This is a genomic window from Burkholderia gladioli, from assembly GCF_000959725.1.
GTDB classification, from domain to species: Bacteria; Pseudomonadota; Gammaproteobacteria; order Burkholderiales; family Burkholderiaceae; genus Burkholderia; species Burkholderia gladioli.
In genome coordinates, this window is sequence record NZ_CP009322.1 from 1,210,638 (window position 1) to 1,234,892 (window position 24,255).

Here is a 24,255-nt window from a genome sequence, read left to right on the forward strand (position 1 = left end):
TCAGGGCCAATCGGCGTAGCTGCGTGTCGCGTCGTGGGCGACATCCGGCCCGTCCTGCGCCTGGCGGCGAAAACCGGCCGGCGTGAGGCCGGTCTTGCGGCGGAAGAAGCGGCTGAAGTGCGTGGTCGACTTGAAGCCGAGGTGGTCGGCCACCTGCTCGATGCTCAGGCCCGAGCGCACCAGCCGCAACCGCGATTCGTGCACCACCCGTTCGTGCAGCAGGGCGAGCGGCGTGCGGCCGAGGCTGCGCGTGCAGAGATCGTGCAGCCGGTCGGCGGAGATGCCGAGCTGCCGCGCATAGTGCTCGACGGTCCAGTGCGCGCGGAAATGCAGCTCGACCAGGTGCCGGAAGCGCAGCAGCAGCGAGGCGCCCGCGCCCTGGCCCTGCTGGCTCAGGTCCTCGCAGCCGGTCAGGCGCCAGCACTGGATCAGGATCAGCGCGAGATGCGCCGACAGCAGGTTCCACGAGCCGCGTTCCTCGCGGCGGATCTCGCGCAGCAACGCGTCGAAGCTGTGGCGCAGGTCGCCCAGCGCCTCGGCCGAGCCGATCGTCTCGATCGCCGTCGGCCGATCGGCCAGGTAGCGCAGTTGCACGGCCTCGGCGTTCTGGCCGAGCGCCTCGCGGGCGAGTTCGCCCGATACCGCCAGCAGGATGCCGGCCGAGCCGGGCGCGAGGCGCAGATGATCGTCCGGTGTGGCGGGTGTCCACAGCAGCGCGGGTGCCTGCAATTGATGGATCTGCCGGCCGGCGGCAACCTCGGCGCGGCCGCTGAGCAGCAGCAGCGCGGCGCGATCGAGGCCGGCTTCGCCCTGCGCGAGCGGGTAACGGCGCGATTGCAGCGCCGCGTCAAGCTGGCGGGCGGCCGCGTGCGCATGCAACTGGCTGCTGGATCGAGGAGCAGGGGGCGAGGTGTGGTCCATGCGTGGCGCGTCGGATGCAGGTGGCGCGTCGCGGCGCCGCCCGCCGGTGGGAAATGCGGCCGGCGTCGCGCAGTGTACCGCGCCGGTTGCTGCGGTTGCGCATCGCCGCGTCCTGGCCGGCCCGAGGTGATTGCGCGCAGGCGATCGCGGCACATGGTTTGCTCCGGCTGGCCCCGCGCCGCCAGGTCGCTCGGCCGCCTTGCGCTTCGCCGTCGGCGGCGCGCTCGCCTTGCGCGAAGCCACGCGCGCTCGAATCTCACCGAACCCCCAAGTCCGCCGTCGCGCCCCTGCCGTCGTCGCCCGGCCATCCCCCTGTCAGTTCACGCATTACAGCGCGCTTCCGTTTGCTTTACGCTCACGCGATCAATAACCGGGCCACATCGCATGGCTTCCCGCATCCGCCGCATGGCGACGCGCCGGCAATCCGAGGCAGCCGGCATCCGCACGTCGCCTTCGCGCGTCAGTCCGCTTGAAAAAACATCATCAGAACTGGAGGGGGACATGGCAACACATCGGGCAGCACGTCGTTTCGTGAAATCGCTGATCGCATCCTGTCTGTGCGCGGGCCTGCTGGCCGCGTGCAACGACGACGGCACGCAGTCGGAGGGCGTCGGCAGCCAGCCGGGCGCCGCCGCGCTGGCGTTCCGGATGGATGCCGGCGGCCAGGTCAACGCATTCTTCCGCCAGGACAAGGTGGCCGCGCACCTGCTGATGCGCTCGTCGACCAAGCCGCGCCTGCTGGTGGTGTTCCCGGCCGGCAACAGCGGCACCGGGCTGTGGTTCGACGACACGGCGCAGGCCGTCAACTGGAACCTCGACACGGCACCCTCGGCGATCTCGAACCAGGACCATCTCGGCCGGCCCTTGTACGGGATCGCGTCCGACGTGTCGGTCGACACCGGCACGCTGACGATCCGCCAGGGCCTGCTCAGCAACGTGCGTTTCCTGCGCGACTACAACGGCGGCGCCACGGTGCCGGCACAGATCGTGGTGGCGCCGGGCGTGCAGGGCAGCACCGCGCAATGGCAGCGCGACCGCGTGGATGGCGCGCCGGGCCAGGCGCTGCGGATCACGCTGCGCGACGGCGGCAGCATCAATACGACGGCCGACGGCAAGCTGGTGCTGCAGGCGCCGGCCGGCAGCCAGCGGCTGCGGCTGCACGTCGAGGCGCTGACCGGCGAGACGCCGCTCTCGGCGATCGGCCACGACGATCTGTTCGAGGCCTCGGTGGGCGCCGATCCGGTCAGCCAGGACGTGGTCGAGTTCCTGAGCTTCAACGACAAGCTGCTGGCCGGCTCCTGGCAATACGACACCTACTTCGGCCGCGACACGCTGATCTCGGTGCAGATGCTGATGCCGGTGCTCAAGGCGCCGGCCATCGAGGCCGGCCTGCGCTCGGTGCTGAACCGGCTCTCGCCGGATGGCAAGGTGGCGCACGAGGAGGGCATCGGCGAATTCGCGCTGATCGACAACGCGAAGAACGGCCGGCCCAACGATGCGACGCCCACCTACGACTACAAGATGATCGACGGCGACTACCTGCTCGCGCCGGTGATGGCTGCCTGGCTGCTCGACGACACGCGCGGGCAGGCGCGCGCGGCGGCATTCCTTGCGCAGTCGGCTGGCGCCGGCGCGACCAACGGCAGCCTGTTCGTGAGCAACCTGCTGCATGTGGCCAGCACCGCGCAGCCCTTCGTGCAGCAGCCCACGGCCGCCAACCTGATCCACCTGAGGAGCGGCGAGATCGTCGGCAACTGGCGCGACAGCACCGACGGGCTGGCAGGCGGCGTGGTGCCGTTCGACGTCAACGCGGTGCTGGTGCCGGCCGCGTTGCGCGCCGCCAGCAACTTCCTGGCGCGCGGCCTGCTCGATCCCTACCTGAGCGCCGACCAGCGCGCGGTCCTGCAGAACGCCGCCAACCAGGCGAGCGCCTGGGAGCAGCAGGCGCCGCCGCTGTTCCGGGTCGGCGTGCCGGTGGCCCAGGCCGCCAGCGACGCCTCGAGCTATGCCGCCTCGGCCGGCGTGCCGGCCGGCGCCGCGCCGGCCGCGCCGCTCGATTTCTATGCGCTGTCGCTCGACGCGCAGGGCAATCCGATCCCGGTGATGAACTCGGACGGCGGTTTCGCGCTGCTGCTCGGCACGCCGTCCGAGGACGAACTGCAGCGCATCGTCACCGATGCGATCCAGCCGTTCCCGAATGGCCTGATCACCGACGTCGGCATGCTGATCGCCAACCCCGCCTATGCCGATCCCGCGCTCTGGCCGAAGTTCACCAGCTCGGCCTATCACGGCACGGTGATCTGGTCCTGGCAGCAGGCGATGTGGGTGGCCGGGCTCGACCGGCAACTGGCGCGCCAGGATCTGTCGGACGCCACGCGCACGCTGCTGAGCCAGGCGCGGCAACGAATCTGGCAGGTGATCTCGAATGCGCGCGAGATGCGGACCTCGGAGATGTGGACCTGGTCCTGGGCCAACGGCCAGTACCAGGCCGACGCGTTCGGCACGCGCAGCGCCGACGCGACCGAGGCCAATGCCGCCCAGCTCTGGAGCACCACCTACCTGGCGATCCAGGATCCCGGCACGCGCGCCGGCAAGTTCTGGTGGCAGGCCTCGTCGGGGCCGCAGGCGGTGACGATGCCGACCGTCGCGCGGGCGGGGAGCCGCGGCGTGGTGGCGATGGGCGGGTCGTGAGGCACGGCGGCGAGTAAAAGCCGACAAGGCGAGCCAACACGACGAGCCGACACGGCGCGGCGCTGACCGCGTCGTGCTCGATGCGCGCGCAACCATCGCCGGCATCGATTCCTCAGATATGAACGCTCGCGCCGACGCAGGTTTCGTGCCGCGCCGGCGCGCGGCCCGCGACGCGCGGAATCGGCGCGATCCCGTGTTTTCCCGTCCTGCGCAAGTCGCGTCGAGCCGCTATAACGGGCAAATCGACGTTCGCACGGGAGAGGGCCGGGATGAGATGGCTGACAGGACTGCTGATCGTGCTGCTCGGCACGGCGCTGGTCGCCGCGCGGCGGCCCGATATCGATACGTCCGTGGTGCTGGCGGCCGGTTATGGCGCGACCGTGGTGATCGGCGTGATGGCCGGGCGGCTGATTCGGGCGCGCGCGGCTCGCAACCGGCGCTGATTCCGGCTGGTCAGGGCTGGTTCGCGTGGAGCCGCGTCGCTCGATGCCGGGCGGCGCGGCCGAGCCTCGCCGTGCCGGCTTGCCTCGTTCAACGGCTGCCGCGTGCGTTCGCGCCGGGCCGGGCCACCGCGCCACGTACCTCGAAGGCCACGTGGTCGACCGGCTTGCCGCCCGCGTCGAGCAGTTCCAGTTGATGCCGCCCCGGCCAGGGCAGCCAGGCCAGGCGCTCGCCATGGCCGATCACGCGGCCGTCGAGCCGCCAGCTGCCGCGCCCCCCGTTACCCGTTACCCGCTCGAACCAGACGCGCTGGTTGTGCGGCGGGATGTCGGGATCGAGCGCGAAGATGGTGCCGTCGGTCGGCGCGGCAATCGCCAGCGGCGCACGCGCGTTCGAACCGGCGCCGGTCGAGACGTTGCGGATCCGCGCGGTACCGGCGCGTGACTGAGCGGCCGCGGCGGGCGAGCCGCCTGCGCCGGCCGCCAGCCGCACCTGGCTGGTTTCGGTGCCGCGCACGAACCACTCGTCGCGCGAAGGCTCGATCGCGCGCTCGAAGTCCACGCGCTCGCGCACCACGCCGGCCGGCGGCCGCGGCGCGACGCTGCCGCCGTCGCGATGCAGGCGAGCGACCAGCGCCGCCCACACGGGAGCGGCACCCGTCACGCCCGATACCTCGCGCATCGGCGAGCCGTCGGCGTTGCCGACCCAGACGCCGATCGTGTAGCGCGAGGTGAAACCGACCGCCCAATTGTCGCGCATGTCCTTGCTGGTGCCGGTCTTGACGGCCGAGAACACGTGCGTGGCGAGCGGGCTGTCGAAGCCGAAGGTGCGCGTGCGCGCGTTGTTGTCGGCCAGCATGTCGGTGACGATGAAGCTGGCCTCGGGGCTGAACACGCGCCTGGCCGCCGGGCTCGCGCCCGCTTGCGTGGCCGCTCGTGAAGCCGCTTGCGGCGCCGCTTTGGAGGCCGCCTGCGCGGGGTCGCGCGGCAGGTCGTGGGTGGGCAGCGCGAGGCCGCCGTCGGCCAGCGCGCGATAGGCATTCGCGAGCGTCAGCAGCGACACGTCGGCGCTGCCCAGCGCGAGGCTGTAGCCGTAGTAGTCGCCCTCCTCGGTCAGCGGCAGGCCCAGCGAGGTGAGGGTGCGCGAGAAGCGATGCGGGGTGACCAGCACCAGGGTGCGCACCGCCGGCACGTTCAGCGAGGAGCCGAGCGCGCTGCGCACGCTGACCCAGCCCTTGAAGTCGTGATCGTAGTTCTGCGGCACGTAGAGGCCGCCGCCGGCGGCCAGGTCGACCGGCGAATCGTCGAGCAGGGTGGCGCCGGTCAGGCGCCGCTCGTCGATCGCCTGCGCATAGAGGAAGGGCTTGAGCGTCGAGCCGGCCTGGCGCAGCGCCAGCACCGAATCGACCTCGCGCGCCGCCGACAAGGCGCCCGAGGAACCCACCCAGGCGCGGATCTCGCCGCTGGCGTTGTCGATCACCACTGCCGCGCCGTCCTGCACGTTGCGCGACTGCGGCGGCGCGTTCAGCTCGGTCAGGGCGCGCGTGAGCGTGTCGCGCGCATAGCGCTGCAGTCCCGCGTCGAGCGTGGAGCGGATTCGCGCGCCGGGCAGGGGATGGGTTTCGGCGGCCACGCGGCGCGCGAAGTGCGGCGCCAGCGATTCGCCGTCCTGGAACGCCGAGGAGGGCGGCGCGGGCCGCGCGAAGGCCAGTTGCACGAAGCCGTCCAGGCCCTTGCAGCCGGCGCTGCCCTGCTGCATGTCGCGCAGGATCCGGCAGGCGCGCTCGGCCACCTTCGGATAGCTGGCGTTGGGCGCGCGGATCAGCGCGGCGGCCACCGCCGATTCGCGCTCGTCGAGTCCCGAGGGCGCCTTGCCGAACAGCGACCAGGACAGCGCCGAGAGGCCCACCGTCTCGCCCCGGAACGGCACCAGGTTCAGATAGGCCTCGAGGATCCGGTCCTTGCGCCAGGTCCGTTCGAGCCACAGCGCGTCGATCGCCTGGCCCGCCTTCTGCGGCAGCGAGCGCTGGCCCGAATGGCGCGAGCTGTCGCCGAGCAGGCCGGCCAGCTGCATGGTGACGGTCGAGGCGCCGCGCGTGCGCGAATTCCACAGGTTGGCCCAGGCTGCGCCGGCGATGCCGCGCCAGTCCACGCCGCTGTGCTCGTAGAAGCGCTTGTCCTCGGACACCACGATCGCCTCGCGCAGCGCCGGCGAGACGTCGGCCAGCGCGACCCAGTCGCCGCGCCGTTCGCCGGTGTCGACGCGGGTGCGCTGCAGGGGCGTGCCGTCGCGCGCGAGCAGGACCCAGTCGGAACTGCGAAAGTCGCGCCGCACGCTGTCGTAGCTCGGCACCGCCTGCGCGGTGCAGGCGGTGCCGAGCAGGGCGCCGGCCAGCAGCAGGCGCAGCGCGCTCGGCGCGCGCCGGAAGCCGTGCAGGGCGAGGCGCTGGTCGAGGCGCGCGGGCCGCGGCGGCATGCCGACGCTCATGGCTGCTGGCCCGCCACCGGCTGCACCACGATCGGCGCGTTCGGCAGCATGCCGTAGGCGGACGGCGCGTAGAGCGCTTCCACGCGCGTCGGCGGCAGGCCGAAGCTGCCGACCGCGTTGAGCCGCATGGTGTACTCGATCGAGGTCTTGCCGGCCGGCAGGTAGCTGTAATAGGCGCGGTAGCCGTCGAAGTCGCGCTCGATGAAGCTCGGCCAGGCGCCATCGCGATTGTTCTCGCCCTGCGTGGCGGTTTCCGAATCGCGGCCCAGGCCCGAGCCCATGATGCTGGTGCCGGCCGGCACCGGATCGTTGATCACCACCCAGGTCATGGCCGCCTGCGCGTCGATGTCGAGATGCACGCGCACCAGGTCGCCGCGCGTGTAGGCGCCCTTCACGGCAGGCTCGAGCGGGGTGAGCGTCTTGGTGATCCGGTAGCCGGACACCACCGGGCGCTTGAGCGGCACGGCCGCGAGGCTCTGGATCGTCGCCCAGGGCTTGCCGGTGCCGTCCTGGGTCAGCGACAGCGTGAGCGGCGCATGCGGCGCGGCCGGCCAGGGCAGCAGGGTCGAACGTGCCGCCGCGTTGCGCGTGGCGGCCGGCGTCGAGGCGGCCGCCGAGGGCGCGGCGGTCACCGCCGTTACCGGTGATGCGGCGCTGGCCGGCGCTGCCGCCGCCGCGCTGCCGCCCCAGGCGATGCTGCGTTCCACGTCGCCGAGGCGCAGCGTGGTGCGCCCGGTGACCGGCGTGGTCTCGTAGGTGCGCGAGAAGCGTTCGACGGCCAGCTCGCCGAGCAGGTTCGAGGTGGTGGTCTGCCAGGCGCCGTTGCGTTGCAGCGCCAGCAGCCCGGCCACGATCCTCGGCATCTCGTCCTTCCAGGCCGGGTTGCCGTTGAAGGCCAGGGCGAGCCGCGCGGCATTGCTGTCGTTGCCGCTCATCAGCCACCAGAGGTCGTCGTCGCGCGCGGTCGAGAACACCAGCTGGGTGCCCTGGTAGGCCAGCCGCGCGCGCAGCAGTTGCTCGACCTGGGCGCGTTTGTCCTCGCGCTGGGGGATGTCGGCCACGCGCGACAGGATCGCGTAGTAGTCGAGCAGGGCCGAGGTCGGCCAGCGCTCCGGCGTGATCGCGATCGAGCCGAGCATGCGCGCCTGGGCCGCGTCGTGGCGCGACAGCGCCTCCAGCGCCGCCAGCTTGCGTAGGTCGCGATCCTCGCGCGGCGCCCAGCTGTCGCGCGTGATGCGGCCGTCGACGAAGCTGGCCAGCCCGGCCTCGAGCTGCGTGCGCAGCGCGTCGGGCAGGGCGAAGCGCGGGTCGAGCTTGCCGGCCTCGTCGGTCACCGACAGCAGGTAGGCGGTCAGCGCGGTGCTGCCCTTCTCGCCGCTGTCGGCCGACAGCGGGAAGTAGCCGGCCAGGCCGTCGGCATCGAGATAGGACGGCATCTGCGCGATCACCGACTGCCACAGCGCCGCGTCGTGCAGGCCGAGCGCGCGCGAGGTCTGCTGCTCCAGGCAGCGATACGGATACTGCTGGAACCAGCGCGTGACGCCGGGCAGGCCGTCGGCCAGCTTCGACTGCAGGGCGACCGAGATGCCGCCGCGCGGCAGGCCGGCGCGATCGGCGGCCGCGTCGGCCGGCGCCGCGACCGGCAGCGAGAAGCTGCCGTCGACTTGCGTGAGGGTGGCCTGCTGGACCGTGACGGGCACGGCCGGCACGATCTTCTGGGTGATCTTCAGCGCATCGGCCGCGTGCGCGCCGCCCTGTTCGGCGGCCGAGATCGACCACGGCAGCGCGCCGCCGCCGTCGGCCGCGCCCACCGGGATCGCGACGCGCCAGCTCAGCTCGCGCGAGGCGCCGGCCGCCAGCTCGACGGTCTGGGCCGCAAGCGCGAGCCCTGGCGCGTTCGGCGTGACCAGCACCTTCATCGCGCGTGAGGTGGTGTTGCGCAGCGTGAACGGCGCGACCAGCGCGTCGCCCTCGCGCGCCAGCGGCGGCAGGCCCGAGATCAGCTGCAGGTCCTGGGTGCTGCGCACGCTGGCGCGGCCGGTGCCGAAGCGATCGGCGCCGACCGAGGCGATCGCCACGATGCTGAAGCGCGTCAGCGCGTCGTTGAGCTTGACGTCGACGCGCGCCTCGCCGTTCGCATCGAGCGCGACGCGCGGGCTCCACAGCAGCAGGGTGTCGAACAACTCGCGGGTCGGCGCGGTGCCGCCCCCGCCGCCGGCCGGCACGGCCTTGCGGCCGAAGTGACGGCGCCCGACGATCTCCATCTGCGCGGTGGCGGTTTCCACGCCGTAGCCGCGCCGTTGCAGCATCGCGCCCAGCAGGTCCCAGCTGTCGTTCGGCATCAGCTCGAGCAGGGCTTCGTCTACCGCCGCCACCGCCACCTCGGTGCCGGCCGGCGCGGGCTTGCCGTCGGGCAGCTTCACGGCGATCCGCACGTGGGCGGTGCCGCGCACCGGGTAGCTGCCCGCGTCGGGCGTGACGCTCACCGCGAGCTTGTGCGGCGCGGTGCCGACCTTGATCTCGGTCAGGCCGTAGCGGAAGGCAGGTTTCGACAGGTCGACCAGCGGCGTGGGCGGCACGTAGCGGCGCCCTTCGTTCCAGAAGGCGCGGGCCCATTCGACCGGCGTCTTCCAGCCCCAGGTGAAGAACGAGTACCAGGGCACCTCGCGCAGCCGGCCGCGCAGCGCCAGCACCGAGACATAGACGTTCGGCCCCCAGCTCGCGTCGACCTTCAGCTCGATGCTCGGGTCGCGTCCGTTCAACTGCACCACGTGGGTTTCCATCACGCCCGAACGCTCGACGGCGACCAGCGCGGTGGCTTGCCGGAACGGCATGCGCACCTGGAAGCGGGCGGTCTCGCCCGGCTCGTAGGACGGTTTCTCGGGAATCAGGTCGATGCGATCGGTATTGTTGCCGCCGAACCAGAGCTCGTCCTCGCGCACCACCCAGATCGAGGTGCTGCCGGTGGCGGCGCGGCCCGAGCCGTCCTTGACCTGGGCCACCAGGGTGACTTCGCCCGCTTCCTTGAGCTTGGCGTCGCAGGCCATGCGCCCCTTGTCGTCGGACTTGCCGCTGCACAGCGCGCCCAGGTCGCGCGTCTCGCTGCGGTTGTCGTAGGCGTAGAAGCCGCCCACCATGCGCTTGCGCGAGGAGGTGGTGACGCGCGCGTAGCCATGCACCTCGATCTCGGCGCCCGCGTGCGGCTTGCCGTCGAGGTCGACCGCCAGCGCCGTGACCGGCACCGAATCGCCCACCGCCACCCAGTGCCCGGCCTTGATGCCGGCCGCCAGCGCGGCGGGCCACAGCGTGGTGTCGCCGCGGATCGTCTGGATCTCGCCGTTCGGGTCGGCGAAGGTCGCCTCCAGCGCGAGGCGCTTGGGCGCGTCCACCTTGGGCAGCGATTTCAGCGAGACGGTGCCGCTGCCGTTGCGATCGAGCGTGACCGGCAGCTTGTCGGCCACCAGCTTCGGCGCGTCGGGGTCGGCGCTGGAGGCGGCGGTGTCGCCGCTGTCGTCCTCGTCGTCGCTGGCGCCGGCATCCGAGCCGGGCTGCTCGGCGCGCCAGGGCGTGAAGGAGAAGTCGGGATAACGGTCGCCGAAGGCCGGCGAGGTGGGGCGCAGCAGCGCCGAGACGCGCACCGGCTGGTTGGCGGCCGGCCCGCCCGACAGGTAGTCGAGCTGGACCGCCACCGCGGCCTCGCTGGCGCCCACCAGCGGGCTGGTCCTGGTATCGCGCACGTTCACGCTGCCCTTGAAGACGGGCAGGCGGAACGCCTCGACGCGGAACGAGCCGCTGCCGTAGCTGGCGCCCGAGCCGCCGCTCGAGTCGTCCTGGTCGTCGTCGCCGTTGTTGGCTTCGGAATCGTCGGATTTGTCGCCGGCCCGGCCAGTGTCGAGCGTGACAGTGTATTCGCCCAGCTTGGCGCCGGGCGGCAGCGTGAAGCTCGAATCGGCCGTGTGGTCGGCCGCCCACACGAGCGGCTGCCGGTAGACGTCGCCGCTGCCTTCATGGCGGATCGTCACCCGGTTCGGGTACTGCTTGGGGAAGGCCAGGCCGTCGAGCTTCTCGACGCGCAGGTAGTGCTTCATCGAGACCGTCTCGCCGGCCCGCACCAGGGTGCGGTCGAACACGGTATGCGCGATCGTGCCGGGGCGCGTGCCGTAGTCGCTCGGCACGTCGAAGCGCCAGGACTCGATGCCGCGATTCCAGTCGTCCACCACGAAGGCCATGTCGGGGCCGGTAACGGGATCGTTGACGCGCGCCGACACGAAGATGTTGCGATAGCTGGTTTCGTAGTCGCAGCGGCGGTGCTCGGCCAGCGGCCCGTCGATCTTCAGCAGCCCTTGCGCATCGGTGCGCCCCGAGGCGAGCGGCTCGCCGTTGCAGTCGGACACGCGGATCTCGGCGTTCGGCACCGGCTTGCCCTTGTCGAGCGTGGTGACCCACACCAGGCTGTTGTCGCGGCCGCGCTTGAAGTGCACGCCGAGATTGGTGACCAGCACCGTGGTGCGCACGTACATCGAGCCGGGCTTGGCCATCAGCGAGCGGCCCAGCGCCGGCGAGGCGAGTTCCAGCACGTAGAAGCCCGGCTTGGCGATCGGCACGCCGACCACCTCGAACGGGCGCAGCGTGGCCGGATCGGCCTTGGGCAGCACCAGCCGCTCGACGTGCTGCTGGCCGTCCAGCAAGGACAGCGAACGCACGTCGACGATCCGGTGCACGCCCACCGGCGGTTTCTCGCCGGCCGCGGGCGGCACGAACACCGGGTGCTTGGCGCGCTCGAACAGGCCCGGGCGCAGCGCGTCGATGCTGGCCACCGACATGCCGATGCCGTCCATCTGGTCGACCACGCGCATCCATTCGCGGATCGCGCTGTCGTCCTCGACGCGGATGTTCGAGAATTCGGCCTGGCCGGCGTTGAGCCCGGCGATCTTCAGGTCGGCCTCGACGTTGCGCAGCGTGACCGGCACCAGGGCCGGCGAATCGGGCTCGGCGTAGCGCTCGATGATGCCGAAGGTCGAGGACGAAAACTTCGCCAGCGGCGGCATCGAGGCGGTGCGCGTCTTGAGCGGGAACAAGTCGGCGTTGGACAGCGGGCGGCCGCTGTCGTCGGTCAGGCCGTCGGGCAGGGTGACGCTGAGCTCGGCGCTGGCCGGCAGCGGCGCGGCGAACTCGACCGTGCGCGTGTCGCTCGATTTGTCGTCGGGCTTGAAGCTCGGCGAGATCGCGCCGTCGGGGCCCTGGATGCGCAGCTTCTCGGCGTTGGCGCGCGAGATCGGCGCGTTGAATTCGATGCGCAGCGGACGCAGCGGCGTGCAGGGCGCCTTGGCGTTCTCGCGCTCGCAACTGAAGGAGGCCGCGAAGGGCTCGCGCACGCGGAAGTCGAAGCGCTTCTCGCTGCCGTTGGCCACCCCGCTGGGGCTCTGCACGCCGGCGCCATAGACCAGTTGCACCGGCTGGCCGGGCGGCAGGGTCTGCGCGCAGCCGAGCGTCAGCACGCGCGCCGCGTCGGCCTTCCAGTGGAAATGATCGAGCAATTGCGCGCGCGTGGCGGCATTGGCGAAGGTGATCGGGATGCGGTTGCCGATCCCGGTCGCCTCGCACCAGATGTGCTCGCGAAGCGAGTCCTCGGTGGCCGGGCCGGTCAGCTTCAGCACGAACAACTGGCGTTCCTCGATTTCGCTGCGGCCCGGGCGGATCTCGACCGGGTAGGGGCCGCTGGTCTGGAAGGCGAAGCGGCGCGGGCCCGTCACGGCATGGCCGGCCGAGGACTTGAGGCCGTCCTCGAGCGTCAGCGTGCAGCGCGTGCCGGCCGGCAGGGCCTGCTGGAACTGGGCCAGCCAGGTGCGATCGTCGTTCCAGACCGCGTCGAATTTCGCGGCCGCGGGGTTATCGCATTGCAGGCGGGCCGGGGCGGGCAGCGAGGGCGAGCCGAAGGCCACCATCGGCTCGTCGAACTTGAGCGTCACCTGCCGGATCTCGGGCGCCGAGCCTTGCGGCGAGACGCTGACGATCTTCGCCGCGTCGGCCGGCCAGCCGACGCCGCCGATCATGACCGCCGCGAGCGCCGACACGGCACTCCAATACAGGATTTTTTTTGATGTGCTTTGCTTCATCGCTCGCCCGCCCTCGGAGAGATGCTTTTCGGAATGCCTGCGATTCTAACCGAGCCCTTACGTCGGTCAGGCGCGATTTTGTCCTGTCCTGGCGCCTGTCCATGGCGCGCGACGGCGCCAGCCATAGCATGATTGCGTCGTCGCGGGAAGCACTGTGGCTTACAGCCGACAGACTATGCGTCGATTCCGTTTATCGAGGAGAGCGTAAGAATTCATATCCTATAAAGACATTGTCCGGCGGCTCGCAAACGCGTACATTTCCGGTCCGCGTCGACGCGCGGGGCCGGAACGGCACCCGGTGCCGGGCGCGAGGCGCCTGCCGCCCTCGCGCCGCCGGGGAATCGGCGAAACAGCCGGATCGTCGACGACTAAACAACAACAGCGCGTGCGCGAACCGTTTCGCGCCACGCGCCATGCGTGGCCCGGGGCACCTTCCTTGCCGGTCGCGAACCACAAGCGGGCCGCACGGAAAGTGCCAGTCAAATCTGAGAGAGATCTACAGGCAGGGGATATGAAACTTCGAATCAAAACCATCGCGGCGCTGAGCGTGGCCGTGCCGGCCGCGGCCTTCGCGCAATCGAGCGTCACGCTCTATGGCCGTATCGACGGCGGCGTCGAGTACCTCAACCACGTCGCGAACGCGACGCGCACCGGCAGCGCGACGCGCTGGAGCGCCGAGAGCGGCGACTGGGGCACCAGCATGTTCGGCCTGAAGGGCACCGAGGACCTGGGCGGCGGCAACACCGCGATCTTCGACCTCGAGACCGCGTTCCAGGTGATGAACGGCACCACCGGCGGCGGCCGGATGTTCTCGCGCCGCGCCTACGTGGGCTTGAAGAACAACGAGTGGGGCACGCTGCAGGCCGGTCGCAACCTGTTCATCGACAGCGACGGCGTGTGGGAATTCGATCCCTTCGTGCAGCAGGCGTTCTCGTCGGCCTCGCTGGTGCGCGGCCGCAACTGGCAGCAGACCAGCAACAACATCGAGTATCACAGCCCGGTGTGGAACGGCTTCGACGTGCAGGGGCAGTACGCCTTCGGCAACCAGACCAATTTCAACACCGGCCCGGCCAACGACTTCGGTCGTTCGGACGGCATCATGCTGTCGTATCACTCGGCGCTGTTCGACGTGCGCGGCATCTATGACGAGCTGCGCAACAACAACGGCAAGATGGACAACATCTTCACCGCCTCGCGCGAATACTTCGTCGGCACCAACATCTACGTACAGAAGTTCAAGATCCAGGCCGCCTACACGCACTACCAGGCACCGGACACGCCGCAGGGCCTGGCCGACCGCGCCGACCACGTCTGGCTGGGCGCGACCTACACGGCCACGCCGGCCTGGGCGGTGACGGGCGGCGGCTACTACGTGCGGGTCGGCAGCGGCAACGGCGATGCGACGCACGACGCGTCGGGCCACGCGATCATGTACGTGCTCGGCACCACCTACAACCTGTCCAAGCGCACCTTCCTGTACGGCACGGTGGCCTACATGCGCAACAGCGGCAACTCGAACTTCTCGCTGATCGCCTCCTCGCGCGACGCCACCAACGGCACCAACCCGCTGACGGGCGAATCGCAGACCGGCGCCTACGTCGGTATCATGCACAACTTCTAAGCGGCGCAACGGCCGGCTCGGTTCGAGCCGGTTCGCTCGGCGCCGAATGCCAATCAGCCCGGCATGGTGTCGACCATGCCGGGCTGATTGTTTTTGGGCGCGGCGCTGTGCTTCAGTCGCCGGCGGTCCACTCCACGTTGGCGCCGACCGAACGCAGGTTCTCGACGAAGTGCGGATGCGCGCGGCGGATCGGCTGGGCGTTGAGGATCTCGGAGCGGCCCTCGATGCTGGCGGCCACCATCAGCAGCGCGATCGCCACGCGGATGATGTAGGGGCTCTCGACGCGGGCCGGCGACAGCGGCAGGCCGCCGAAGGTGATCAGGCGATGCGGGTCGGACTGGAACACGTGCGCGCCGAACTTCGAGAGCTCGCCGGTCCAGCCCATCGCGCCGTCATAGACCTTGTTCCAGAACATCACGCTGCCCTCGGCCTTCACGCCGAGCGCGATGAAGATCGGCAGCAGGTCGACCGGCAGATAGGGCCAGGGTGCCGCCTCGATCTTGGTCAGGATGTTCTGCGTGAATGGCTTGCGCACGCGCATCACGCCGTCGCGCACCGCGCGCGACCAGCCGTTCTCGTGCGTGACCTGCACGCCGAGCTTGGCGAAGGTGCGGTCGATCAGCGGGAACATCTCGGGGCCGCTGTTGCGCACCGCGATGTCGCCGCCGGTGATCGCGCCGAGCGCGAGGAAGGTGGCAATCTCGTGGAAATCCTCGGCGAAGCGGTGCTCGCCGCCGCCCAGTTTGCCGCCGCCCTGGACCCGGATATGCGAGGTGCCGATCCCCTCGATCGGCACGCCGAGCATCGTCAGGAAGCGGCAGAACTCCTGCACGTGCGGCTCGGAGGCGGCATTCACGAGCGTCGAGACGCCGCCGGCGGCGGTCGCGCACAGCACGAAGTTCTCGGTGGTGGTGACCGAGGCGTAGTCGAGCCAGTGGTCGTTGGCCTGGAGCGGGCCGGCCACGCGCAGGATCAGCGAGTCGGAGGTCTGCTCCAGCGTCGCGCCGAAGCGCTCGAACACTTCCACGTGCGGGTCGATCTCGCGCACGCCGAGCGTGCAGCCGGTCACGTCGCTCTCGAGCCGCGCCACGCCGAAGCGGGCCAGCAGCGGCGGCACCAGCATGATCGAGGAGCGCATCTCCTCGGGCAGGCGGTGCACGGCCGGGTCGAACTGGGTGGCGCGGTGATGCAGGTCGAGCACGCCGGTGGCGTAGTCCATCGACACATCGCTGCCGAGCGTGCGGAAGATGTCGAGGATCTTGCGCACGTCGGTGATGTCGGGCACGCCGATCAGCTTCAGCGGCTGGTCGGTCAGCAGGGTCGAGCAGAGGATCGGGAGGACGGCGTTCTTGTTGGCGGACGGCGTGATTTCCCCGCGAAGCGGGGTGCCGCCGTTGACTAGCAGATTCGACATGGTTCGGCGCGTTTGGAATGAGAGATGGCGCAAGGTTCGTATCATGCCATCGTTTCGACGCCGGGGCGCGCGCAATCGCTGCCCGGCGGCCCCAGGCGCGGCGCGGACCGGCCCGCGGTTCCGACCCCTTGCGGAAGACGCCGAGCGGCGGATCGGCGCGTCGCCGCGCCCTGTCAATCGAGCCGCTTGCCGGCGCGTTCCTCGATGCTCGCTAGAGCGGCGAAGCTGAGCATGCCGCAGGCGATCGCGTACCAGGCCGGCGCGGTCGGATCGCCGGTGGCGGCGATCAGCCAGGTCACGATGAACTGCGCGAAGCCGCCGAAGATCGCCACGCCGAGGCTGTAGACCAGGGCCCCGCCGGTGGCACGTACCGCGCGCGGGAACAGCTCGCCGAGCATCGGCGCGGTGGCGCCGCAATAGAGCGCGTGCACGACGCTCAGCACGGCGATGGCGCCGAGCAGCGAGGCGGCGCCGGGCCAGCGGTTCAGCGCGACGAAGGCCGGGTAGATCGCCAGCGTCAGCACCAGGCGCGACCAGCCCGCCACCGGCTTGCGGCCGATGCGATCGGCCAGCGCGCCGCCCAGCGGCGAGACCAGCATCAGCGCCATGCCGGCCACGCAGCCGGCCAGCATGGCGATCCAGGCCGGCAGGTGCAGCGTGCGCACGCCGTAGATCGCCATGTAGAAGACGATGATGTAGTGCGTGGCGGTGCCGCCGATGGTCAGGCCCAGGCCCGCGAACAGCGCGCGGCGATGGCGCCGCAGCACCGCCGCGAGCGGCAGCGGCGCGGGGGCATTGCCGGCGCCGCTGCCGCTGACGCTGGCGGCGGGTCGATGCGCCTCGTCGATGCCGCGCCGCAGCCAGTAGCCGAGCGGCACGAACAGGGTGCCGATCACGAAGGGCACGCGCCAGCCCCAGCTGTCCAGTTGCGGCGCGCTCAGCGTCGCGTTCAGCACCGCGCCGGTCAGCGCGCCGGCCAGCGCCGCCAGCCCCTGGCTGGAGAACTGGAACGAGGCATAGAAGCCGCGCCGGTGCGGTGGCGCCTGCTCGATCAGCAGCGTGGTGGAGGCGCCCACCTCGCCGCCCGAGGCGAAGCCCTGCAGCAGGCGCGCGAGCACCAGGATCACCGGCGCAGCCAGGCCCGCCTGCGCGTAGGTGGGCGCCGCCGCGATCATCGCGGTACCCAGCGCCATCAGCAGCAAGGTCAGGATCATCGCGCTGCGGCGGCCCGCCCGATCGGCGTAGATGCCGATCACGATGCCGCCCAGCGGGCGCGTCACGAAACCCACGCCGAAGCTGGCCACCGCCAGCATCAACTCGCCGAAGGCCGAGCCGACCGGGAAGAACAGCCGGCCGATCAGCAGCGCGAAATAGCTGTAGACGGTGAAATCGTAGAACTCGAGCGCATTGCCGACGGCGGCCGCCGCGATCAGGCGGCGGGCCTGGCGGCGCGAGGCGCGGGCGGCGGGCAGGGCGACTTCGACGGCGGGCGATTCCATCGGCACCTCGGAGCGGAAACGGAAGCGAGGGAAGAAACGGAGCAGCAGCGGAGAAGCAGCGGAGCAGTCGCGCAAGGCAAACGGCTCGCGGCGCTCGGCCTGTCATCCCGCGGCGAAGCGGGAGCAGGCGGCGCCGCGCGCCTTGCTTGCTCAGTCGACCAGCCAGCCCTCGGCGACGCGCACCCAGTAGCTCGCGCCGATCGGCAGGATCGCGTCGTTGAAGTCGTAGCCGGGGTTGTGGACCATGCAGCCGCCACGGCTGCCGGTGCCGTTGCCGAGCAGCGCGTAACAGCCGGGGCGCTGCTCCAGCATGTAGGCGAAATCCTCGCTGCCCATCAGCGGTGCCGCGTCCATCTCGACGCGCGCCTCGCCGAGCATCGCGCGCGCGATGCTCGCCGCGAATTCGGTCGGCGCCTCGTGGTTGACGAGCACCGGGTAGCCGTGGTCGTAGTCGATCTCGACGCCGAGCCCGTAGGCGGCCGCGTGGCCGCGCACCAGCTCGCCGATCCGCGTTTCGAGCTGCGCGCGCACGGCGGCGTCGAGCGCGCGCACCGAGAGTTTCATCACCACCGTCTCGGGAATGATGTTGAAGGTCTCGCCGGCCTGCACGCTGCCGACCGTGATCACGGCCGCCTGCTGCGCGTCGATCTCGCGCGCGACGATGGTCTGCAGGGCCAGCATCAGGCTGCCGGCCGCCGACATCGGGTCGCGCGCCATGTGCGGCATCGCGCCGTGCCCGCCCACGCCCTTCAGGCGGATCGTGACGCGATCGCAGGAAGCCATCGCGGGGCCGCTGCGGAACGCCATCTCGCCGGCCGCGCGGCCCGGCATGTTGTGGAGCGCGAAGATCGCGTCGCAGGGAAAGCGCTCGAACAGGCCGTCGTCCATCATCGCCTTGCCGCCGCCGAAATTTTCCTCGGCGGGCTGGAAGATCAGGTTCAGGGTGCCCGAGAAGCGCCGCGTGGCGGCCAGGTGGCGCGCCGCGCAGAGCAGCATCGCCGTGTGCCCGTCGTGACCGCAGGCGTGCATCTGGCCGGCGCGGCGGCTCGCGTAGGGCAGGCCGGTGGCTTCGTGGATCGGCAGCGCGTCCATGTCGGCGCGCAAGCCCAGCGTGCGCCGGCCGTCGCCGGCACGCAGCACGCCGACCAGCCCGGTGCGGCCGATCCCGCGATGCACTTCGTAGCCCCATTGGGCGAGCAGCCCGGCCACCAGTTCGCCGGTGCCGGTTTCCTCGAAGGCGAGCTCGGGATGGGCATGGATGCGGCGGCGGATCTCGACGAACTCGGGGGCGAGGTCGGCGATGCCGGCGAGGACGGGCTCGGTGGCGGTCATGGAAACTCCGTGGGTGAGCGCCTGGAAGCCGCCCGGAGGTGGGCTCGGATCAGGCGAAATATCGAACGATCGCGCTCAAGCATAGGGATTTCCGACGCTCACCATAAGCTGATAAATTGCGTCGATGACAACCCGTGGTTGCCTCGGGAAAACCCTCGATACACGCGCCGGCCCAACCGCCGGATGCGCCTCCCCGCCATGAAATATCACCAGCTCAAGGCCTTCCTCTCGGTGGCCGACGAAGGCAGCATCCGCGCCGCCGCGCGCAGCCAGAACCTGTCGCCGGCCGCGCTGACCAAATCGCTGAAGGAACTGGAGCAGGCGCTGGGCGTCTCGCTGGTGCTGCGCACCGCTCGCGGCGTGCAGTTGACCGACTTCGGGCAGCGCCTGCTGGTGCGCGCGCGGTTGATCGTGGCCGAGATGCAGCGCGCCCGCGAGGACATCGAGCAGGCGCTCGGCGCGAGCCATGGCTCGGTGGCGGCCGCGATCACGCCGGCGGTGGCGCTGTCGCTGCTGCCCGATGCCTACCGGGCATTCCGGCGCCGCTTCCCGCTCACGCGCGTGAGCCTGCAGGAAGGTTTCCCGGGCGTGGCGCTGCCCAGGCTGCACGACGGCACGCTCGATTTCGCGGTGGCGGTGGTGGTGCCCGAGCTGCTGGCCGCCGAGTTCGACCACGACACCCTCTACACCAGCCGCCTGGCGATCGCCACGCGCCGCGGCCATCCGCTGGCGGGCGCCACCTCGCTGGCCCAGCTCGTCGAGGCCGAGTGGCTGCTCAATCCCTCTCCGGAAAGCTCCTCGCAGATGCTTTGCGACTGCTTCAGCGCGAACCGCCTGCCGGTGCCGGCGCGGATCGTCGAATGCCCGAGCTTCGGTGTCGCGCAGACCCTGATGGCCGGCACCGACCTGGTAGCCGCGCTGCCCGTGCAACTGCTCGATGCGCCGCTGGCGCGCGAGCGTTTCGTCGAGTTGGCGGTGCGCGAGACGATTCCGGCGCTGTCGATCCAGGTGGTGCGGCGGCGCGATACGCCGCTCACGCCGGCCGCCGCGATGCTGATCGACTGCCTGCGCGATGCGGCGCGCCGTGCCGGGTTGGCCCCGCCGCCTGCGCCGGCATCGTGAAAATGATCGGAATCCTCATGAATGTGAGGTGCGGGCACGCGTGATGCTACGCGCCAAAACAAAAAACCTCGCCGAAGCGAGGTTTTCGAGTGCCGGGCGCGGGCGACCCGGAAGACCCGGCGCCCGGCGAAGCCGATGCGGCTTACAGGCAGGTGCTGAGATCCGCGGCGGCCGGATTCGCGGCATCACCCACCGAGCGGAAGCCTACCCAGGTCGCGGCGCCCGAGACGCGGGCCGGACGCACCATCGCGGCGGCGCCGTTCGGCGGCTGCTGGCCCGGCACGTAGACGTCCATCGCCATGTCGTTGGCGAGCACGTCCTGCGAGATCACTTGCTGCTGGGACTTGTCGGCCCAGGTCTTGGCGATGCAGGCGGCCACCTGGTTCGCGGGCTTCTGGCTCTGACCGATGTTCTGGATGGTCCATTGCGGTTGCTGTTGCGCAAAGGCGGAAGCGGCGACGGTCAGGGCGATGAGCGGCAGCAGTTTCTTCATGTTCTCTCCTTGTTCGGTCGTTGGGACATGCCGGGCATCTTGTACGTCGATGTCGGCAGGGACTACGAAAGTGTCAGATCGCCAGTTTCCCATCATGTTCCGGTCGATTGCGCAACAGTTTGTTAAGTTGCTTGCCGAAACGTGACGAGACGTTTCCAGGTGTTTCGGAAAACGGGGCTGCCCTGGTCGCTGGTCTTGCGAAGTGGCATGGAGGGCCGGTCGGGAGGCTGCGTCGAACCGGCGGTGACGATCGGCTCGGCAGCGGCTGCGCCGGCGCGATCGATCGAGGGAAGCGAGGTGGCCGTCAGCCTACGCCGCGGTTCTGGGATCGCTGGCGTAGTGTCGGTGCTGAACGGTGGCCCCGTCGCGTTTGACTGCATGATCGCAAAAAAACGCGGGGAGGATTGTTAAGCACATTTAAATCCATCACGTCGATTGTGACGCTTCGTGCTCGGGGCCGGACGGGATTTTCGCGCGGCGCGTCGCGTGCCTGGCCAGGCCGCTCGCGCGCCGTTCATCGCGCCCGTGCGGCGCGGCGCGCGGGGCGCATCGGGCGCATCGCATGGAAGCGCTCGCGCTTGTGCTCCTCGTCGAAATGGCGCAGGGCCGGCTTGACTAGGTCGCTGCGCGAGACGATGCCGAGCAGGCGCCGCGAAACCGGATCGTCGAGCACCGGCAGCCGCTCGAGCCCGTGCACGGCCAGCCGCGTGGCCACCAGCCGGCAGGTTTCGTTCGGCTGCGCGCAGGCGCCGGGCGAGACGCCGCGCAGCGCGGCCTCGAGCGTGGCTTGCCCGCCATGGGCGGCGTCCAGCGCGTCGAGCCGCGCGCGGTCGAGCATGGCCAGCAGCACGCCGTCGCGCAGCACCGGATAGGCGCGATGGCGCTGGTCGGCGCCGAACTGGGCCAGGCGCGTCGCGGCGATCGTTGCGTGCGCATCGATCGCCGCGGCATCGCGCGTCATCACGTCGGCCACGTCGTGGCGTTCGAGCGGATCGACGCCGTATTCGCGGTAGATGTGATAACCGCGTCGCGCGATCTTCTCGGTCATGATCGAGCGCCGCATCACCAGCGCGGAGAAGCCGTGCGCCACCAGGGTGGCGGCCAGGAGCGGCAGCAGCGCGTTGGCGTCGTGGGTGAGGCCGAAGGCGAACACCACGGCCGTCAGCGGCGCGCCGAGCGTGGCGCCCAAGGTGGCGGCCATGCACACCAGCGGCCACAGCGCCGGATCGGTGCCGGGCAGCGCCGCGCCGAGCAGGGTGCCGAGCCCGGCGCCGAGCATCAGCAGCGGCGCCAGCACGCCGCCCGAGGTGCCCGAGCCGAGCGCGACCACCCACATCACCGCCTTCACGGCCAGGATCGCGACCACCACCTGCAAGGCCAGGTGGCCGTGCAGCAGGTCGCCGATCACGTCGTAGCCGACGCCCAGCGCGCGCGGCTCCAGCCAGCCGCCGATGCCGACCACGACGCCGCCCAGCGCGGGCCACCACATCCAGTGCAGCGGCAGCTTGCCGAACGCGTCCTCGGTGCGATAGAGCGCGGCCGAAAGGCCGCTGGCCAGCGCGCCGGACAACAGGCCCGCCAGCAGGCAGACGCCGAGCGCCGAGGTGGGCGGCGCGGCGGTGACGAGCGGGAACAGCGGTTCGCCGCCCAAGCAGAGCGCGCGCGCGAAGCCGGCCACGGCGCAGGCCAGCGCCACCGGCAGGAAACTGCGCGGGCGCCATTCGAACAGCAGCAGCTCGACGGCCAGCAGCACGGCCGCCACCGGCGTGCCGAACACGGCGGTCATGCCGGCCGCGGCGCCGGCCACCAGCAGCGTCTTGCGCTCGGCCGCGGTGAGCTTGAAGCATTGCGCGATCAGCGAGCCGAGCGCGCCGCCCGTCATGATGATCGGGCCTTCGGCGCCGAACGGCCCGCCGCTGCCGATCACGATTCCCGAGGACAGCGGCTTGAGCACGGCCACCTTCGGCGACATGCGGCTCTTGCCGAACAGGATCGCCTCGATCGCCTCGGGGATGCCGTGCCCGCGGATCTTCTCCGAGCCGAAGCGCGCGATCAGGCCGACCACCAGGCCGCCCGCCACCGGCACCGCGATCACCCAGGCGCCGAGCGTGTTGCCGGCCGGCGAGCGGTCGGCGAAGGACCAGTGGCCGAAGAAGAACAGGTTGGTGAACAGGTGTATCAGGTTCAGCAGCACCACGGCCGCGAGCGTGCTGGTCACGCCGATCACGGCCGCGAGCAGGGCGATGCGGGGCAGGCGGACATTCGGCGCGAAATCGCGCTTGTGCGGGGCGGCGAGGTGCATGGCGGGCAGGAGAAGAAGGGGGTAGTCAGTAGTCGATCCGCGGCACCTGGAAGGCGCCGCGCAGGGATTTCAGCTCGGCGCGGTGCAGCGCGGCCAGCCGCGTCAACACCGCTTCGCCGGCTTCGAGCAGATGGACCTCGACCTGGCGGCGATCGCTCGCGCTGCTGCGCCGCTCGACCAGGCCGGCGGCCTCGCAACGCGACACCAGCGCGACCACGCCGTGATGCTGGGCCTGCAGCCGCTCGGCCAGCTCGCCGATGGTCGCCCAGGCGCGCGCCGGGAAGCCCTTGATGTGGAGCAGCAGCAGGTATTGCAGCGGCGTCACGCCTTCGCTTTGCGCAGCGCGCTCGGAGAAGCGCTCGAAGCGGCGCATCTGGTAGCGGAATTCGGACAACTGCTCGAAGTCGCGCTTGTGCAGGACGTGGTTCGGATCGGTCATCGAAGCTCTGGCCAGTAAAGAATCGGCGAATATATCACAACATGATATATGTGACCGAAATCCAGGCTGGAAACGGCGAAACACGATATGAAGGATTGGTTTGCCGCTCAGGCGGCCTGCAGGACCTGGGTGCGCCGGTACAGCGCCGAGATCAGGTCGGCCTGCGTGACCAGCCCGACCAGGCGCGCCGCGGCGTCGACCACCACGATCACCGGCTCGCCGGCCTCGGCGAACAGCGGCACCAGGTCGGTGACCGGCTCGGTCGAGAGGATGCTGGGCACGCCGGTGAGGATCGCCTGCTGGATGGTCGGGTCGCATTTCGCGTCGAGGATGGCCGGATCGCGCCGGGATGCCGGGCTCGCGGCCGCGGCGAGCGGGGCCAGCCGCGCGCGGGTGACGATGCCGAGCACCCGGCGCGCGGCGTCGACCACCGGCAGCGTCTCGGTGCCGTGTCGATCGAACATGGCGAGCGCGCTCGACACGCGGGTTTCCGGGCCGAGGCTCGCCGCCGGCCGGGCCACCAGGTCGGCGCAGCTCATGGCGCCGAAGGTGCGCGCGTAGGCGTGCAGCTCGGTTTCGCGCAGCAGCGCGTCGAGATCGTCGGTGGAGACGTCGAGCCATTCGGTGCGACGCTTCAGGACCGCCTCCAGGTCCTCGCGCGAGAAGCCGCGCGCCGATGGCCGCCGCGCATCACGCGGGGCTGCCGCGCGATGCGGATAACGATGGCCGGTGAGGGCGTGATAGACCAGCGCGGCGGCCAGCAACGCGGCCGATTGCACGGCGATCGGCTCGAGCACGAAGCCGAAGCCGAGCGCATGCACCGAGGGGCCGCCGACCACCGCCGTCAGGGCCACCGCGCCCGAGGGCGGATGCACGCAGCGCAAGGCCAGCATCGCGCCGATCGCGAGGGCGATCGCCAGCGAGGCGGCCAGCACCGGGTCCGCGATCCAGCGCGCGCAGGCCACGCCGACCGTCGCTGCCACCAGGTTGCCGCCCATCAGCGACCACGGCTGCGCCAGCGGGCTGGCCGGCACCGCGAACAGCAGCACGGCCGAGGCGCCCATCGGCGCGACCAGCAGCGGCACCGCCTCGGGGATACCGGGCAGCAGGCGCATGCTGATGCCCACGCAGGCGATCCCGACCAGCGCGCCGAGGCAGGAGCGCAGCCGCTCGCGCGCGCCGAGCGTGACCGGCGAGGGCGCGAAACCCAGCAACCAGGCGCGCAGGCGGGCGGCGAACGACGGGGACGGTGAGGGCGGCGATGGCGGCAGGGAAGCGGGCGGCATGAGTCAGGCGAAGGGCGGCGATCGGTAGCCGCGAATTATATCGCAACATGATATTTATCATGGTGCGATCAGGGTGATCGTGGTGCGTACA

The 24,255-nt window shown here is 70.8% G+C and carries 14 protein-coding genes; 4 read left to right on the top strand and 10 right to left on the bottom strand.

Going from position 1 to position 24,255, the window contains the following annotated elements; translation table 11 throughout:
* Complete coding sequence (locus tag BM43_RS05960) at positions 1-921, bottom strand: helix-turn-helix transcriptional regulator (protein WP_080741936.1); 921 nt, start codon at positions 919-921, stop codon at positions 1-3.
* Between the two features lie 501 nt (positions 922-1,422).
* Here BM43_RS05960 and BM43_RS05965 point away from each other — a divergent pair.
* Positions 1,423-3,612: a glucosidase family protein gene (locus BM43_RS05965; protein ID WP_036056436.1), complete on the top strand. Its 2,190-nt coding sequence runs from the start codon at positions 1,423-1,425 to the stop codon at positions 3,610-3,612.
* Between the two features lie 269 nt (positions 3,613-3,881).
* Positions 3,882-4,055, top strand: a complete 174-nt coding sequence (locus tag BM43_RS41280; RefSeq protein WP_017920778.1) for a hypothetical protein — start codon at positions 3,882-3,884, stop codon at positions 4,053-4,055.
* A gap of 88 nt (positions 4,056-4,143) precedes the next feature.
* Here BM43_RS41280 and pbpC read toward each other — a convergent pair whose 3' ends face one another.
* Complete coding sequence (gene pbpC, locus BM43_RS05970; protein ID WP_230676434.1) at positions 4,144-6,528, bottom strand: penicillin-binding protein 1C; 2,385 nt, start codon at positions 6,526-6,528, stop codon at positions 4,144-4,146.
* 8 nt (positions 6,529-6,536) lie between these two features.
* Complete coding sequence (locus BM43_RS05975) at positions 6,537-12,656, bottom strand: Ig-like domain-containing alpha-2-macroglobulin family protein (protein WP_036056434.1); 6,120 nt, start codon at positions 12,654-12,656, stop codon at positions 6,537-6,539.
* Positions 12,657-13,167: 511 nt separating this feature from the next.
* On the opposite strand from BM43_RS05975, the gene BM43_RS05980 reads away from it, so the two are divergent.
* Positions 13,168-14,277, top strand: coding sequence for a porin (locus tag BM43_RS05980; RefSeq protein ID WP_025100397.1), 1,110 nt, complete (start codon positions 13,168-13,170; stop codon positions 14,275-14,277).
* Positions 14,278-14,389: 112 nt separating this feature from the next.
* Here the strand turns inward: BM43_RS05980 and BM43_RS05985 are convergent, their stop codons facing one another.
* The 3 genes from BM43_RS05985 to BM43_RS05995 form a co-directional block, all read right to left on the bottom strand.
* Positions 14,390-15,691 carry a UDP-N-acetylglucosamine 1-carboxyvinyltransferase gene (locus tag BM43_RS05985; protein ID WP_036056432.1) on the bottom strand — a complete coding sequence of 434 codons (1,302 nt, stop codon included), beginning with the start codon at positions 15,689-15,691 and terminating at the stop codon, positions 14,390-14,392.
* Between the two features lie 173 nt (positions 15,692-15,864).
* Positions 15,865-17,190: an MFS transporter gene (locus BM43_RS05990; RefSeq protein ID WP_036056430.1), complete on the bottom strand. Its 1,326-nt coding sequence runs from the start codon at positions 17,188-17,190 to the stop codon at positions 15,865-15,867.
* Between the two features lie 150 nt (positions 17,191-17,340).
* Positions 17,341-18,522, bottom strand: coding sequence for a M20 aminoacylase family protein (locus BM43_RS05995; RefSeq protein ID WP_036056427.1), 1,182 nt, complete (start codon positions 18,520-18,522; stop codon positions 17,341-17,343).
* A 198-nt stretch (positions 18,523-18,720) separates the two neighbouring features.
* Here BM43_RS05995 and BM43_RS06000 point away from each other — a divergent pair, with 198 nt between their 5' ends.
* Entirely contained in the window at positions 18,721-19,644 is a 924-nt protein-coding gene (locus tag BM43_RS06000) for a LysR substrate-binding domain-containing protein (protein ID WP_013690197.1), read from the top strand.
* 142 nt (positions 19,645-19,786) lie between these two features.
* On the opposite strand, the gene BM43_RS06005 is transcribed toward BM43_RS06000, so the two are convergent.
* The 4 genes from BM43_RS06005 to BM43_RS06020 all read right to left on the bottom strand — a co-directional run bounded on the left by BM43_RS06005 (position 19,787) and on the right by BM43_RS06020 (position 24,164).
* Complete coding sequence (locus tag BM43_RS06005; protein WP_036056425.1) at positions 19,787-20,137, bottom strand: hypothetical protein; 351 nt, start codon at positions 20,135-20,137, stop codon at positions 19,787-19,789.
* A 514-nt stretch (positions 20,138-20,651) separates the two neighbouring features.
* Complete coding sequence (locus tag BM43_RS06010) at positions 20,652-22,439, bottom strand: chloride channel protein (RefSeq protein ID WP_036056424.1); 1,788 nt, start codon at positions 22,437-22,439, stop codon at positions 20,652-20,654.
* 25 nt (positions 22,440-22,464) lie between these two features.
* Positions 22,465-22,878, bottom strand: a complete 414-nt coding sequence (locus BM43_RS06015; RefSeq protein ID WP_013690200.1) for a MarR family winged helix-turn-helix transcriptional regulator — start codon at positions 22,876-22,878, stop codon at positions 22,465-22,467.
* Positions 22,879-22,985: 107 nt separating this feature from the next.
* Positions 22,986-24,164, bottom strand: coding sequence for an HPP family protein (locus tag BM43_RS06020; RefSeq protein WP_036056422.1), 1,179 nt, complete (start codon positions 24,162-24,164; stop codon positions 22,986-22,988).
* Between the last annotated feature and the right edge of the window lie 91 nt (positions 24,165-24,255).

Coding starts and splice junctions, on each gene's coding strand:
- BM43_RS06020 (WP_036056422.1), bottom strand. CDS start 24,164: ATGCCGCCCGCTTCCCTGCCGCCATCGCCGCCCTCACCGTCCCCGTCG.
- BM43_RS05985 (WP_036056432.1), bottom strand. CDS start 15,691: ATGTCGAATCTGCTAGTCAACGGCGGCACCCCGCTTCGCGGGGAAATC.
- BM43_RS05965 (WP_036056436.1), top strand. CDS start 1,423: ATGGCAACACATCGGGCAGCACGTCGTTTCGTGAAATCGCTGATCGCA.
- BM43_RS41280 (WP_017920778.1), top strand. CDS start 3,882: ATGAGATGGCTGACAGGACTGCTGATCGTGCTGCTCGGCACGGCGCTG.
- BM43_RS06010 (WP_036056424.1), bottom strand. CDS start 22,439: ATGCACCTCGCCGCCCCGCACAAGCGCGATTTCGCGCCGAATGTCCGC.
- BM43_RS05995 (WP_036056427.1), bottom strand. CDS start 18,522: ATGACCGCCACCGAGCCCGTCCTCGCCGGCATCGCCGACCTCGCCCCC.
- BM43_RS05990 (WP_036056430.1), bottom strand. CDS start 17,190: ATGGAATCGCCCGCCGTCGAAGTCGCCCTGCCCGCCGCCCGCGCCTCG.
- BM43_RS05975 (WP_036056434.1), bottom strand. CDS start 12,656: ATGAAGCAAAGCACATCAAAAAAAATCCTGTATTGGAGTGCCGTGTCG.
- BM43_RS06005 (WP_036056425.1), bottom strand. CDS start 20,137: ATGAAGAAACTGCTGCCGCTCATCGCCCTGACCGTCGCCGCTTCCGCC.
- BM43_RS05980 (WP_025100397.1), top strand. CDS start 13,168: ATGAAACTTCGAATCAAAACCATCGCGGCGCTGAGCGTGGCCGTGCCG.
- BM43_RS06000 (WP_013690197.1), top strand. CDS start 18,721: ATGAAATATCACCAGCTCAAGGCCTTCCTCTCGGTGGCCGACGAAGGC.
- BM43_RS05960 (WP_080741936.1), bottom strand. CDS start 921: ATGGACCACACCTCGCCCCCTGCTCCTCGATCCAGCAGCCAGTTGCAT.
- pbpC (WP_230676434.1), bottom strand. CDS start 6,528: ATGCCGCCGCGGCCCGCGCGCCTCGACCAGCGCCTCGCCCTGCACGGC.
- BM43_RS06015 (WP_013690200.1), bottom strand. CDS start 22,878: ATGACCGATCCGAACCACGTCCTGCACAAGCGCGACTTCGAGCAGTTG.